Consider the following 16,180-nt stretch of genomic DNA (forward strand, 5'->3'; position numbering starts at 1 on the left):
ACCTGCAACGAAGTTGCGGATTCAGAACAGTCACCACTTCAAAAAAAGTATAGGTAATCGTAATTTTATGAGTAAAAACAAGATGAGTCTTCAGGAAAATCATTCCCCTTCTTTTCCATTATCAACGGCTCAGCAAGGCATCTGGTTGGCACAACATGTGAGTCAGAACGCCCGACCCAATGTATTCAAGGTATCCAAATATACGGATATTGGTGGTCAGATAGATGCCGATGTTTTAAAAATTGCGATTGGTCAGGCGGTCGAAGAGACAGAGACCCTTCGACTCACCATTGATGCCTCTGGCCCGTCGCCAATGCAAAGGGTTTCCGGGGTACCCCTCTGGGTATTTCCGGTTCTGGATTTCAGTACCAAACAGCATCCTGAGCAGCAGGCAATTCAATGGATGCGGGGAAATCTGGACCAGCCCTATGATTTTGAGAACGGTCCACTTTTTTCATTTGCGCTGTTACGCATCGCCCCGGAACGGTTTTTCTTTTATCAATCCGCTCACCATATCGTGCTCGATGGTTACAGCGGGACCATAGTGACACGCCGTATCGCTGATATCTACTCTGCGTTGATGCAGGGACGGCCGGTGTCAGAACACTCCTTTGGTGGTATTCAGGAACTGATGGAGCTGGAACAGGCCTACCACACATCCCGCCATTTTCAACATGATCGTGAATACTGGCAGGCATTAATGCAAAACGCACCGGCACCGGTCAGTCTGGTCAATCAGCAGTCACTTTGTGTTGATATTGTCAGGCGGACACTGGCCATGAGCCACCAGGAAAATCAGCGCATTCGTGACCTCGCCCGCCAACACGATATCAGCCTTGCACAGTTATTAACTGCTCTGACCGCTATTTATCTGTACCGGATGACAGGCCAGCACGATCTGGTCATGGGGCTACCGGTAACAGCGCGCATGAGTCGCCACCATCGAAGCCTGCCCGGCATGTCATCCAATATCGTTCCGCTGCGATTGGAACTGTCAGCCAGTCTGACGTTAAGTCAATGCCTGCAACAGGTCAAAGGCCGGTTAAGCAGCGCGCTACGGCATCAACGCTACCGGGGTGAACAGCTCAGAACCGATCTCGGTCTGGCAACCGAAAACCGGACATTTTTTGCAACTGCTTTCAACTTCCTGCCATTGTCAGGGGAAGTCACTTTCGATGGCATCAGCACCGCCGAGCACAATCTGGCCTTTGGTCCGGTGGACGACCTTTCTGTGACCGTATCTGACCTCGGTGAGCATGGTCTTGAATTTTATATGGACGCTAATGCGAGCCTGTACAGCCCAGGCGACCTGGACGCTCATCTCTATCGTCTACGGTGTTTTATCGCCGTGGCAGGCAAGAACCAGGATCAGCCTGTCGGCGACTGGGAACTGTTTGTCCCCGGCGAGCGTGACCGTATTCTGGAACAATGGAATGCCGCCCGGCTGGCAGCACCGGTCAGCGATTTTATTCACCAACCGTTTGAAGCACAGGCCCGTCAACGGCCGGAAGCGACCGCGCTGTCGTTTAACAATCAATCACTCAGCTACGGTGAACTGAACCGCCGGGCCAACCAACTGGCGTGGTGGCTGCGGCAACAGGGCGTCGGACCGGACAGCCGGGTCGGTGTTGCCCTGGAGCGCAGTCACGAACTGGTGATCGCTCTGCTGGCAACGTTGAAAGCCGGTGGCGCTTACGTGCCTCTGGATCCTGCGTATCCGGAGGATCGGCTGTCCTACATGCTTGAAGACAGCCAACCGGTAGTACTGATCACCAGTCAATCCATTCGTACTCAGGTCAGCGCCCTGTCTGGGCAGACCGGTCACATTCAGCTGATCGAACTGGACGGCGAAACAACACCCTGGCAGCAATGCCCGACCAGCAACATCGACCCGGGCGACATTGGCCTGGAAAATCATCATCTGGCCTATGTGATCTATACCTCCGGTTCTACCGGTCAACCCAAAGGCGTCATGAATGAGCACCGGGGAGTGGTCAACCGTCTGGCCTGGATGATTGAAGATTACTCGTTCAACCAGCAGGACATCATTCTGCAAAAGACGCCTTTCAGTTTCGATGTTTCGGTGTGGGAGTTCTTCTGTCCGTTATGGACCGGTGCAACCCTGCTGCTGGCAAAACCGGAAGGCCATAAAGATCCATATTATCTGCGGACATTGATTGAACAGGCACAGGTCACCATCGTTCACTTTGTCCCGCCAATGTTGAGCCACTTTGTCAACGTGCTGGCCCCCGGTCAATGTCCGAGCCTGCGGGCCATATTCTGTAGTGGAGAAGCACTGCCTGCAGCAACGGTCAGGCAGACACGCGTCCATTTGCCCCGGACTGAACTGCACAATCTCTATGGGCCGACAGAAGCGGCCGTGGATGTCACCGGTTGGGCTTGTTCATATGACACCGAGAAAGTCACAGTATCCATCGGTCAGCCCAAAGCCAATGTCCATATGTATATTCTCGATCCCCAGGGACACCCGGTTCCTGCAGGCGTGGTGGGGGAACTCCATATTGGTGGAATACAGGTTGCACGGGGCTATCTGAACCGGCCAGAACTGAGCGCTGAGCGTTTCATTCCCGATCCGTTTTCATCCGCACCCGACGCACGCATGTATAAGACCGGTGATCTGGGACGCTGGCACGCCAATGGCACCATTGAATACCTCGGCCGTAACGACGATCAGGTCAAGATACGTGGTTTTCGCATCGAGCTTGGCGAAATCGAGTCCTGCGCACGCGACTGTGCCGGGGTTACCGGTATTGTCGTCATGGCCCGGCCGGATCAAAGCCAGCAGCCACGTCTGATTGCCTGGTTTACCGGTCATGCCGAGATAACCGAGCTGCGGGCTCACATCAGCGCCCAACTACCGGTACATATGCTGCCGGCAGCGTTTATAAATGTCGAAAAACTACCGCTGACACCGAACGGCAAGGTTGATCGCAAAGCCCTGCCGGAACCCACAGAGCGCGATTTCCTGCGCACTGAATATGAAGCCCCGCAAGGTGAGATTGAACAGGTGCTGGCTAACATCTGGCAGAATCTGCTCAGTATTGAACAGATTGGTCGTCAGGATCATTTCTTTGCCCTGGGCGGGCATTCCCTGATGGCAGTTCAACTGGCCGAACAGCTGCGCCGACAGGGCTATGCTCTGTCCGTCAGCGAGCTGTTCAAACGACCAACCCTGGCGGCACTGGCAGCCACATTGACCAACAGCACAACAACCGACCCTGTCGCGGCCAATCTTATTCACCCGGATTGCGACCAGATTACTCCGGCCATGCTGCCGCTGATTGAACTCACCCAGGCGCAGATCGATACCGTGGTCGCCACCGTGCCGGGCGGTGTCGGCAATGTCCAGGACATCTATCCGCTGGCACCATTGCAGACCGGTATTCTGTTCCATCATATGCTGGAGCCGGTCGGTGATGCCTACATTACCCGTTCCATTCTGAGCTTTGAGCAGGAAGCCGGACTGGATAGCTTTGTCGATGCCTTACAGTCCGTCATTCAACGTCACGACATTCTGCGCACAGCAATCGTCTGGGAAGGTCTGGAAGAAGCGGCGCAGGTGGTCTGGCGCGAGGCACTGATGCCAGTGGAAACCCTGTCTTTGGCAGCAGAAGACGTGGCCGAAGCCCTGCAACAGCATTTTGATCCGGCGCAGTTACAGATGAACATCAGTCAGGCACCAATGATGCGGGCCTGCCGAACCTTTGATGCCGCCAATAACCGCTGGCTGCTGTGTCTGCTGCACCACCATCTGATCATGGATCACACCACCCTGGAACTGCTGCTGGAAGAAGTTCAGGCACATCTTCAGAACCGTGCCGATCAACTACCAACGCCATTGCCGTTCCGACAGTTTGTCGCCCTTGCCCGTCAGCAGACCCATCAACAGGCGCAACAGGATTATTTCCGGGAGCGACTGGGTGACCTGGATGAGCCCTGCGCACCGTTCGGGCTGCTCGATATTCAGGGGTGTGGTCAGAGCATTGAAGAATGCCACTTACCGGTTGAAAGCGAACTGGCGCAGCGTCTGCGGACACAATCACAGCAACACGGTGTGACCGTGGCCAGTCTGTTCCATCTGGCCTGGGGACGAGTGGTTCAGGCCACCACCGGGCTCAACGATGTGGTTTTCGGCACCGTGTTATTCGGCCGTATGGCCGGCGGCGAAGGCGCGGACCGGGTGCTGGGCATGTTCCTGAACACCCTGCCGCTACGGCTGTCACTGGGCCTGGAAACCATTGAACAGGCGCTGCGCCAGACCCACAGCGGACTGGCCGAGCTGCTGAACCATGAACACGCTTCGCTGGCGGAAATCCAGCAATACAGCGGTATCGACCCACAGAGTCCGCTGTTTACCAGCCTGCTCAACTATCGTTACGACGGCGGTAGTCAGCAGCTGGACACACCGGATCAGGCCGGCATCAACGGCATGAACATCCTGTTCAGCCAGGAGCGCACCAACTATCCGGTTAATATCTCAATCAATGACCATCGCGGTGTCGGTTTCAGTCTGGATGTCCAGGTCGATCAACGCATTGGTGCCGAACGGGTCGGTCACATGCTGCTGGCAGCGTTGAACGCGCTGGCAGATGCACTGGCCCAAACACCGACGCAAGCCATCAATACCCTGCCCATTCTGCCAGAGGCTGAGCGACAGCAGGTGCTGTACGGCTTCAACGAAACGACAGCGCAATACCCGGCGGATCAGTGCGTTCATGAACTGTTTGAACAACAGGCCGCGCAGTCACCGGATAACATCGCGGTCGTCTTCGAAGGACAGTCACTGAGCTATAAAGAGCTGAATGACCAAGCCAACCGCCTGGCTCACTGGCTGATCGAACTCGGCGTCAAACCGGACCAGCGCGTTGCCATAGCGCTGGAACGCAGTTGTGAGCTGATCGTGGCCCTGCTGGCAACCTTGAAAGCCGGTGGTGCCTATGTACCGGTTGATCCGGGCTACGCCTCGGAACGACTGACTGACATGCTGGAAGACAGCGAACCGGTGGTACTGATCACCACCAGCACGGTACGCACCAAACTGACCGCCCTGACCACCACAGAACCGGCGCTGATCGAACTGGACAGTGATGCCCAGCCATGGGCAACCTGCCCGGCTGACAATATCGCGCCCGCGTCGCTGGGTCTGACCCCAGGGCATCTGGCCTATGTCATCTACACTTCCGGTTCCACCGGACGGCCCAAAGGCGCGATGATCGAACATCGCAGCCTGATGAACTACCTGCACTGGAGTCTGCAAACCTACCCGGACACCGCCGGTGACCGCATCCCGATGAACTCATCCATCGGCTTCGACGCCACCATTACCAGCGTCTTTGTGCCGATTCTGGTCGGTAAAACACTGTATATCGTCGATGATCAGGACGAAATCACGTCCCTGTACAGCGCCCTGGTCTGCGGCGAACCATTCAGCTTTATCAAGCTGACACCCTCTTATCTGGACGCCTTGAGCCGTCTGCTGAGCAGTGATCCGAACGGAGTCGACATCGCCGCTCTGCCCGGCTTGCAGCAATTTATTCTCGGGGGCGAAGCAGTGCTGGAACGCCATTTGAGTTTCTGGCGTCAGCATCGGCCTGATGTGCGCATAGTGAACGAATACGGCCCAACCGAAACCGTCGTCGGCTGCTGTATTCATACCTTGAACGGGCTTGACGATAACGCTATGGCCGGGGCCGTGTCGATCGGACGTCCGATCGCCAATACCCGGATGTATATTCTGGATGAACATCAGCAACCGGTGCCCATCGGCGTGACCGGTGAAATCTACATTGGCGGGGCCGGCGTTGCCCGCGGCTATCTGAACCGACCGGATCTGACCGCAGAGCGCTTTCTCGATGATCCGTTTGCCAACGAGTCTGGAGCACGCATGTACCGCACCGGTGATCTGGGCTGCTGGCAGGCTGACGGCACCATCGATTATCTGGGCCGGAACGACTTTCAGGTCAAAATCCGCGGCTTCCGCATTGAACCCGGTGAAGTCGAATCGGCATTACAGGCCTGCACCGGTGTTGATGAAGCAGCAGTCATCGCTCAACGCACCGATAGCGGCGATCACCGCCTGGTGGCCTATTACACCGTCTCGGACGAGAACCTTGCCATTGAGACACTGAAACAGCAGCTGAGCCAGCGTCTGCCTGATTTCATGGTGCCGTCAGCCTATGTGCCATTGGTTCAGATTCCCCTCACCCGACATGGCAAGGTTGATCGCAAGGCACTGCCGGCACCCGATGACAGCGCCTTTGTCCGTAGCAGCTACGAGGCACCGCAGACCACAACCGAGCAGGCAATTGCTGCCATCTGGCAGGATCTGCTCGGCATCGAACGCGTCGGTCGCCAGGATCATTTCTTCGAATTGGGCGGCCATTCGCTGCTGGCCATCAAACTGATCGAACGCCTGCGCCGGGCCGGTTATGCGCTGGCCGTCAGCGAGTTGTTCAAACAGCCTAAACTGAGCGCCCTGGCGGCATCGCTGACAAGCAATACCACCACCGCGAATATTCCCGCCAACCGGATTCATGTCGACTGCAACCGGATCACCCCGGATATGCTGCCACTGGTTGAACTCACCCAGGCGCAGATCGATACCGTGGTCGCCACCGTGCCGGGCGGTGTCGGCAATGTCCAGGACATCTACCCGTTGGCCCCGTTGCAGACCGGTATCCTGTTCCATCACCTGCTGAAACCCGTTGGCGATGCCTACATTAACCGCTCGATCCTCAGCTTTGACAACGAAGAGATATTGAATCAGTGTCTGACGGCCCTGCAATCGGTGATTCAGCGTCACGATATTCTGCGCACGGCAATCATCTGGGAAGGTCTGGATGAGGCAGTGCAGGTGGTCTGGCGCGAGGCGTTGATGCCGGTGGAAACCCTGTCTTTGGCAGCAGAAGACGTAGCCGAAGCCCTGCAACAGCATTTTGATCCGGCCCGCTTATCCATGAACATCGCTCAGGCACCGATGATGCAGGCCTGTCGAACCTTTGATGCCGCCAATAACCGCTGGCTGCTGTGTCTGTTGCACCACCATCTGATCATGGATCACACCACCCTGGAACTGCTGCTGGAAGAGGTACAGGCGCATATTCAGGGCCAGGCAGATCAATTACCAACCCCATTGCCGTTCCGACAGTTTGTCGCCCTTGCCCGTCAGCAGACCCATCAACAGGCGCAACAGGATTATTTCCGGGAACGACTGGGTGACCTGGATGAGCCCTGCGCGCCGTTCGGGCTATTGGATATTCAAGGCAGCGGTCAGGGTGTCGATGAAGCTCACTTGCCGATTGATGACACGCTGGCGCAGCGACTGCGAGCACAGTCGCAACAACATGGCGTCAGCGTGGCCAGTCTGTTCCATCTGGCCTGGGGACGAGTGGTTCAGGCCACCACCGGGCTCGACGATGTGGTTTTCGGCACGGTGTTATTCGGTCGTATGGCTGGCGGTGAAGGGGCGGACCGGGTGCTCGGCATGTTCCTGAACACCCTGCCGTTGCGGCTGTCACTGGGCCAGGAAACCATTGAACAGGCACTGCACCAGACTCACGATGGCCTGGCCGAACTGTTGAATTTTGAGCACGCGTCGCTGGCGGAAATCCAGCAATGCAGCGGCGTCGATGCCCAAAGCCCGCTGTTCACCAGCCTGCTCAACTACCGTTACGACGGCGGCAGCCAACAGCTGGACACACCAGACCGGGCCGGTGTCAAAGGTATGAATATCCTGTTCAGCCAGGAACGCTCCAACTACCCGGTCGATCTTTCCGTCAATGACCACGGCGGCAAACATTTCAGCCTCGATATTCAGGTCGATCCGCGCATAGGTGCCGCACGGGTCGGTCAGATGCTGCTGACCGCATTAAACGCGCTGGCGGATGCACTGGCACAGACACCGACGCAAGCCATCAATACCCTGCCCGTTCTGCCGGAGTCCGAGCGACAGCAGCTGCTGTACGGTTTCAATGCCACCCATACCGACTTCCCATCGGGTCTGTGTGTGCATGAGCTGATTGAACAGCAATCCAAACGGCGACCAGACGCCACTGCGGTGGTGTTCGAAGACCAGTCGCTGAGCTATGGCGAACTGAACCGGCAAGCCAACCGTCTGGCGCACCGGCTGATGGAGCTCGGCGTAAAACCGGACCAGCGCGTTGCCATTGCGCTGGAACGCAGCTGTGAGCTGATTGTGGCGCTGTTGGCAACCCTGAAAGCCGGTGGTGCCTATGTGCCGCTGGATATCACCTACCCACCGGAACGCCTGGGCTACATGCTGACCGACAGTGCCCCTGCGGCACTGCTGACCACATCAGCCCTGCGCAGTCAGCTGAGCTGGCTGTCGGCTGACAATACGGCAGCCCGGACCGTCATCGAACTGGACCGTTTCTCAGCAACAGCGTACTCAAGTGACAATATCACCACCGCGACACTGGGTCTGACCCCGGCGCATCTGGCCTACGTCATCTACACCTCCGGCTCCACCGGGCAACCGAAAGGCGTGATGATTGAGCATCATCATGTTGCGCACCTGGCCATGTCTCAAGCGCAATACTGCGCACTGACCGAGCACGACCGCATTGTGCAGTTCGCGAATATCGGCTTTGACTATTCCGTGGCCGATATTTTCGGAGCATTGTGCTGCGGTGCGGCGCTGGTGCTGCGCACAGATGACTGGATCAACAGCGAGGAAACGTTCTGGCAATACTGCCGCGACTACCAGATTACCTACGCGGATATTCCCACTCAGTTCTGGAAACAACTGTGTCATGCCGGGCTGCCGTTGCCGGAGACCTTGAGAATTGTCTGTACCGGGGGAGAAGCCATGCCGGAAGCCTCTGTGCAGAGCTGGTTCCAGCACTATCCTGAAGGCCCGATGCTGGTCAACTTCTACGGCCCGACCGAGGCAACGGTGAACACCACAGCGCTACGCTTGCAGCCGCAGAATACAGCGGTTTCCATCGGTCAACCGCTGGCCAACATGGCCATCTACATTCTTGATCCGGCCGGACATTCGGTGCCAATGGGTGTGGAAGGCGAACTCTATATCGGCGGCGTACAGGTGGCACGAGGCTATCTGAACAAGCCGGAAATGACCGCCGAACGCTTCCTGGATGACCCGTTTTCAGCCACACCGGGCGCGCGCATGTACCGCACCGGCGACCTGGGCCGCTGGCAGGCCGACGGTCACATCGAATACCTGGGTCGTAACGACGATCAGGTCAAAATTCGCGGTTTCCGGGTTGAACCCGGTGAAATTGAAACCTGTCTGCGGGCACAAACCGGCGTGACCGACACCGTGGTCATGGCCCGACGCCGCCCGAATGGTGAGCAGCATCTGATCGCCTGGTATGTCGGCAACGCCACTGCCGAAACACTGCGCGCCCATGTGACAGCACACCTGCCGGCCTACATGGTGCCGGCCGCCTATGTGCAGATGCATGCACTGCCGCTGACCCCGAACGGTAAAGTCAATCGCAAAGCCTTGCCTTCCCCCGACGACAACGCCTTTGTACGCACCGAATACGAAGCCCCCCAAGGTGAGATTGAACCGTTACTCGCCACTCTCTGGCAGGATCTGCTCGGCATCGAGCGGGTCGGTCGGCAGGATCATTTCTTTGAACTCGGTGGTCATTCCCTGCTGGCGATCAAACTCATCGAACGTCTGCGCCGGGCCGGTTATACCCTGGCCGTCAGTGAGCTGTTCAAACAACCGACTCTGGCAGCACTGGCGGCAACACTGACCGATAACGACTCAACCACGACTGTCCCGGCCAACCGGATTCAGGCCGACAGTAAACACATCACCCCGGACATGCTGCCGCTGGTGGCACTGACTCAGGATCAGATCGATGCCGTGGTTGCTACCGCGCCCGGCGGTGCCCGTAACGTTCAGGACATCTATCCGCTGGCACCGTTGCAGGCAGGTATTCTGTTCCATCATCTGCTGAAACCGGTCGGTGATGCCTATATCTCCCCGATCATGCTGAGTTTCAACGATGAACATCGATTGACGGAATTTCTCGGCGTGCTGCAGCGCGTCATTAATCGTCACGACATTCTGCGCACGGCCGTGGTCTGGGACGGCCTGGATGAAGCCGTTCAGGTGGTCTGGCGTGAGGCATTGATGCCGGTGGAAACCCTGTCTTTTGAAACCGCCGACGTGGCCGCTGCCCTGCAACAGCATCTTGATCCGACACAGTTGCAGATGAACATCGCTCAGGCACCGATGATGCAGGCGTATCAAACCTTTGATGCCGCCAACCATCGTTGGCTACTGTGCCTGCTGCACCACCATCTGATCATGGATCACACCACCCTGGAATTGTTGCTCGAAGAAGTTCAGGCGCACCTTCAGAACCGTGCCGATCAACTCCCGGCTCCACTGCCGTTTCGACAATTTGTGGCTCTCGCTCGTCAACAGACGAACACACCGGCTCAGGAAACATTCTTTAAAGCCCAACTCAGCGACATTGACGAACCCTGTGCGCCGTTTGGATTACTCGATATTCAGGGTGATGGTCAGAGCATTGAAGAATGCCACCTGCCTTTAACTCTCCAACTGGCACAGCAATTACGTACCCAGTCGCAACAACATGGCGTCAGCGTCACCAGCCTGTTCCATCTGGCCTGGGGCCGGGTGCTACAGGCCACTACCGGGCACGACGATGTGGTCTTCGGCACCGTGCTGTTCGGCCGTATGGCCGGCGGGGAAGGCGCGGATCGGGTGCTCGGCATGTTCCTGAACACCCTGCCACTACGACTGTCCCTGGGTCAGGTCAGTGTCGAACAGGCTCTGCACCAGACTCACAACAGCCTGGCCGGGCTGCTGAACCATGAACACGCGTCACTGGCCGAGGTGCAGCAATACAGCGGTGTGGATGCCCAGAGTCCGCTGTTCACCAGTCTGCTGAACTACCGCTATAACGGCGGCAGCGAGCAGACCGATGTACAGGTGCAACTGGAAGGCATTGAACTGCTGTTCAGTCAGGAACGCACCAACTACCCGGTCAATGTCTCCATTAATGATCAGGGTTCAGACGGCTTTAGCCTGGATATCCAGGTCGATAAACGCCTTGGAGCGGAACGGATCGGCGAGATGATGCGGACGACCCTGTCTGAACTGGTCGATGCACTGGAGCAAACCCCGGCACAGACCATCAGCGATCTGACCGTACTGCCGGACGCTGAGCGCCAGCAGGTGCTCTATGACTTCAATGACACCGCTGTAGCAATGCCGACAGCTCACTGCATCCATCAGCAATTTGAACAACAGGCCGCACGGCAACCGAACGCTATCGCCGTCGTCTTCGAAGGACAGTCACTGAGTTATGGCGAACTGAACCAACAGGCTAACCAACTGGCCCACTGGCTGATCGAACTCGGTGTCAAACCCGATCAACGGGTCGCCATTGCGCTGGAGCGCAGTTGCGAGCTGATCGTCGCCATACTGGCCACCTTAAAAGCCGGCGGGGCTTATGTGCCCCTTGATCCGGGTTATCCGCAGGAGCGTCTGGCTTACATGCTGGCGGACAGTGAACCGGTCGTCCTGATCACGACCAGTGTTCTGCATGCGAAAGTACCCACCGAGCGCCCGGTTATTGATCTGGACGATCCGGCCCAACCCTGGGCCACCTGCCCGACCGATAATATCGATCCAGCGGTACTGGGCCTGACGCCTTCGCATCTGGCCTATGTGATTTACACCTCCGGCTCCACCGGGCAGCCCAAAGGCGTACTGATCGAGCATGACAGCGTGGTCAATCTCTGGGTCGGTCTGGAACAGGCCGTGTATGGTTCGGCTGCTCTGCAACGCGTCAGTCTCAATGCCTCACCGGCTTTTGATGCCTCCGTGCAGCAGCTGGTGCAACTGGCTTCGGGTCGAATGTTGGTGATCGTGCCGGAGACCATCCGTCAGAACGGCGAACAGCTGCGCGACTGGATCGATCAGCAGGCCCTGGATGTGTTTGATTGCACCCCGTCACAGCTGGCGTTGTTGATGGCCGCCGGACCGTTGCCGGACTCTCTGCGCTCGGTGCTGATCGGCGGTGAAACCATCAGCCCGGCACAGTGGCGAACCCTGGCAGCGCTCGATGGCATCGCATTCCATAATGTCTACGGCCCCACCGAAAGTACTGTGGACTGCACCCATACGCGGATCACACAACAGGCTGCTCAACCACACATTGGCCGGGCCATGGCAAACCGTCGCGTGTATCTGCTGGACGCCCATCAGCAACCCGTGCCGGTCGGTGTGACCGGTGAGCTTTATATCGCTGGTGTCGGGGTCGCGCGTGGCTACCTGAACCAGCCGGCACTGACCGCCGAACGCTTCCTCGATGATCCGTTCTCGGCAGCACCCGCTGCCCACATGTACCGCAGCGGTGACCTCGGTCGCTGGCTGGCCGACGGAACCATTGAGTATCTGGGGCGTAATGACGATCAGGTCAAGCTGCGTGGTTTCCGTATCGAACTCGGTGAAATCGCTGCGGCCCTGACCGCCTGCGCCGGCGTCAAAAACGCGGTGGTTGTGGTCAGCCTGAATCAACAGTTGCTGGCGTATGTCGTACTGGACGATGGCGACACGGAGATCAGTGATCTGAAAACCCGACTGGCCCAGCGTCTGCCGGCCCATATGGTGCCATCGGCCTATGTCGCTCTGGAGCAGATTCCGCTGACCCAAAACGGCAAGGTCGACCGCAGAGCCTTACCAACCCCTGATGACAGTGCCTTTGCGCGCAGTGAATACGAAGCCCCGCAAGGGAAGCTGGAACAAGCGTTGGCGCAGATCTGGCAGGATCTTCTGGGTATCGAACGTGTGGGTCGGCAGGATCATTTCTTTGAACTGGGCGGTCATTCCCTGCTGGCCGTGCGGCTGGTCTCGCATATCCGTTCCAGATTGAACCGGGAACTGCCGCTGGCCCGGCTGTTTGAACGCCCCATCCTCAAAGATCTGGCCGCCACTCTGCAAGACGCCGAACAACAAACCCTCAGTGCCATCGAACCTCTGGGCGACGGCGTCACACCGCCGCTGTCGCTGGCACAACAACGACTCTGGTTTCTGACCCGGATCGATCCGGCCGCCAGTGCCGCCTATGTTATTCACGGCAGCGTTCGGCTTCACGGTCGGTTGAATAAAACCGCGCTGACACAGGCGCTGAATCGCATCATGGCCCGCCATGCACCGCTGCGGACCCGCTTTGAGTCCGTGCAGGGAGAAGCCGTGCAGGTCATTGCACCCGCAGGCGCTCAAGCCTTTCCGCTCACGGAGCTGACCTGGACGCCCGGCGAGAAACAGCCGCTACTGGCACCGCAGTTTGACCTCAGCACCGGACCGTTGGTGCAGGGACAGCTGGTGCAGATGGATGATCAGACCCATGACCTGCAAATCGCATTGCATCACATCATTGCCGATGGCTGGTCGATCAGTCTGTTTATTGAAGAGCTCAGTGCCCTGTACACCGCCTTCCATGCCGGTCAGCCTGATCCGTTACCCTCTCTGCGCATCAGCTATGGCGATTACGCCGCCTGGCAACAGCAGCATCAGCAAGGTGAGGTGCTGCAAGGTCAGCAACAGTATTGGATTGAGCATCTGAACGGAGCACCGGACTGTCTGACACTGCCCACGGATCGTCCGCGACCCGAGAATCAAAACTATGACGGTGCGACGGTCGAGTTCACCCTGGCACCTGAGTTAAGCCACGGGCTAAAAGCGTTGAGTCAGCGTCACGGCACCACCTTGTTTATGACCCTGCTGGGGGCCTGGGCTACCTTGCTGAGCCGACTGTCCGGGCAGGATACGGTGGTCATTGGCACCCCGGTGGCCGGTCGTACCCGCACTGAGCTGGAAGGGTTGATCGGCATGTTCGTCAACACCCTGCCGCTGCACATCGATCTGTCGACTCAACCGGACATCCACACCTTGCTGGCGCAGGTCAAAGACACGGTGATTTCAGCACAGGCTCATCAGGATCTTCCGTTCGAGCAGATTGTCGAAGCCGTGGCTCCAACCCGCAGTCTGGCCCACAGCCCGATCTTCCAGGTGATGTTCAGTGTCCAGAACACGCCGTCCGCCACGCTACGCATGGCCGATCTGACACTGACACCGATACCCGCCACCAATCATACTGCCCAGTTTGATCTGAGCCTGGACATAGCCGAAAGCGACGAAGGTTTGAATGGTCAATTGAACTACGCCACTGCGCTGTTTGACGCCGAGACCATGGAACGTCATCTGGCCCATTGGCAAAGGCTGTTGCGTGGCATGGTGGCCGACAGCCAGCAGCCGGTCACACAGATACCGCTGTTGTCTGAGTTCGAGCGCCAGCAGGTGCTCTATGACTTCAATGACACCGCTGTAGCAATGCCGACAGCTCATTGCATCCATCAGCAATTTGAACAACAGGCCGCACGGCAACCGGACGCTATCGCCGTCGTCTTCGAAGGACAGTCACTGAGCTATAGCGAACTGAATGCTCGCGCCAATCAGCTCGCCCACTGGCTGATCGAACTCGGTGTTCGCCCCGATCAACGGGTCGCCATTGCGCTGGAGCGCAGTTGTGAGCTGATCGTGGCCATACTGGCTACTCTGAAAGCCGGCGGCGCTTATGTGCCGTTGGATATCAGCTACCCGCAGGAGCGTCTGGCTTACATGCTGGCGGACAGCGAGCCGGTTGCACTGCTGACCACATCCGCGCTGCGCATCCGGATGGCCTTTCCGGTCACAAAAGACGAAGCAACCGGCCCGGCGCTCATCGAGCTGGATGTCACAGACCAACCTTGGCAACAACACCCGCAGACCGATATCGCCCCCGCAACACTGGGCCTGACTCCACATCATCTGGCCTATGTGATTTATACCTCTGGTTCTACCGGAAAGCCCAAGGGCGTGATGATAGAACACCGTCACGTCAGCCATCTGGCCATGTCTCAGCAGCAGTTCTGTGGGTTGAGCGAAAATGATCGCGTCGTTCAGTTTGCCAATATCGGCTTTGACTATTCCGTAGCGGATATTTTCGGAGCACTGGGCAGCGGTGCCTCCCTGGTGCTACGCACGGATGACTGGATCAGCAGTGAGGAAACATTCTGGCAATACTGCCGTGAAAACCAGATTACCTATGCAGATATCCCCACCCAGTTCTGGAAGCAGCTATGCCATGCCGGGTTACCGTTGCCGGAGACCTTGAGAATAGTCTGTACCGGTGGAGAAGCCATACCGGAAGCCTCTGTACAGAGCTGGTTCCGGAACTACCCCAACGGCCCGGTACTGGTCAATTTTTATGGTCCGACCGAAGCCACCGTGAACGCCACCGCACTGCGGCTGAGAGCAACGGACGTGCAATCCGTCTCAATCGGACAGCCACTCGCCAATACCGCAATCTACATTCTGGATCCATCGGGTCAACCCCTGCCGATTGGTGTAGCAGGTGAACTCTATATCGGTGGCGTACAGGTCGCCCGAGGTTATTTGAACCGATCGGATCTGACTGCCGAACGTTTCCTGGATGATCCGTTTTCAACCACACCGGGCGCACGCATGTACCGCACCGGTGATCTGGCCCGCTGGCGCGCTGATGGGCGTATCGAGTATCTGGGCCGCAACGACGATCAGGTCAAAATCCGGGGGTTCCGGGTCGAGTTGGCTGAAATTGAAACCTGCCTGCGCGCAAACGCTGATGTCAGCGACGCCATTGTCATGGCCCGGTCAGATCAGAACGGTCATTTACGACTGATCGCGTGGTACGTCGGCAACGCAGACAGTAGCCTGTTACGGACGCATGCAGCAACTCACCTGCCGGATTACATGGTTCCGGTCGCCTACGTGCAAATCGATACACTGCCGCTGACCCCGAATGGCAAAGTCGACCGCAAGGCCCTGCCGGATGCAGATGAAAGTGCATTCTCCCGCAGCCACTATGAAGCGCCACAAGGCGACGTCGAACAAGCTTTGGCAACCATCTGGCAGGACCTGCTGGGTATTGAACGTATTGGCCGTCAGGATCAGTTTTTTGCGTTGGGCGGTCATTCTTTACTGGCCATCAAGCTGGCCGAACAACTGCGCCTGCGGGGCTATGCCCTGGCGGTCAGCGAACTGTTCAGACAACCGACTCTGGCGGCTCTGGCGGCAACACTGACTGATCACGCCCCTGGCGCGACT

The 16,180-nt window shown here is 57.7% G+C and carries 2 pseudogenes; both read left to right on the plus strand.

The features are described 5' to 3' along the window. Window positions 1–82: 82 nt before the first annotated feature. Window positions 83–9,772: pseudogene (locus YC6258_RS31455) on the plus strand (non-ribosomal peptide synthetase); the annotation flags it as partial. A gap of 33 nt (window positions 9,773–9,805) precedes the next feature. Further along, a pseudogene (locus YC6258_RS31460) lies at window positions 9,806–16,144 on the plus strand (amino acid adenylation domain-containing protein); the annotation flags it as partial. Window positions 16,145–16,180: the final 36 nt, after the last annotated feature.

Origin of the sequence: Gynuella sunshinyii YC6258 (assembly GCF_000940805.1) — a bacterium.
In the GTDB taxonomy this organism is placed as follows: Bacteria; Pseudomonadota; Gammaproteobacteria; order Pseudomonadales; family Natronospirillaceae; genus Gynuella; species Gynuella sunshinyii.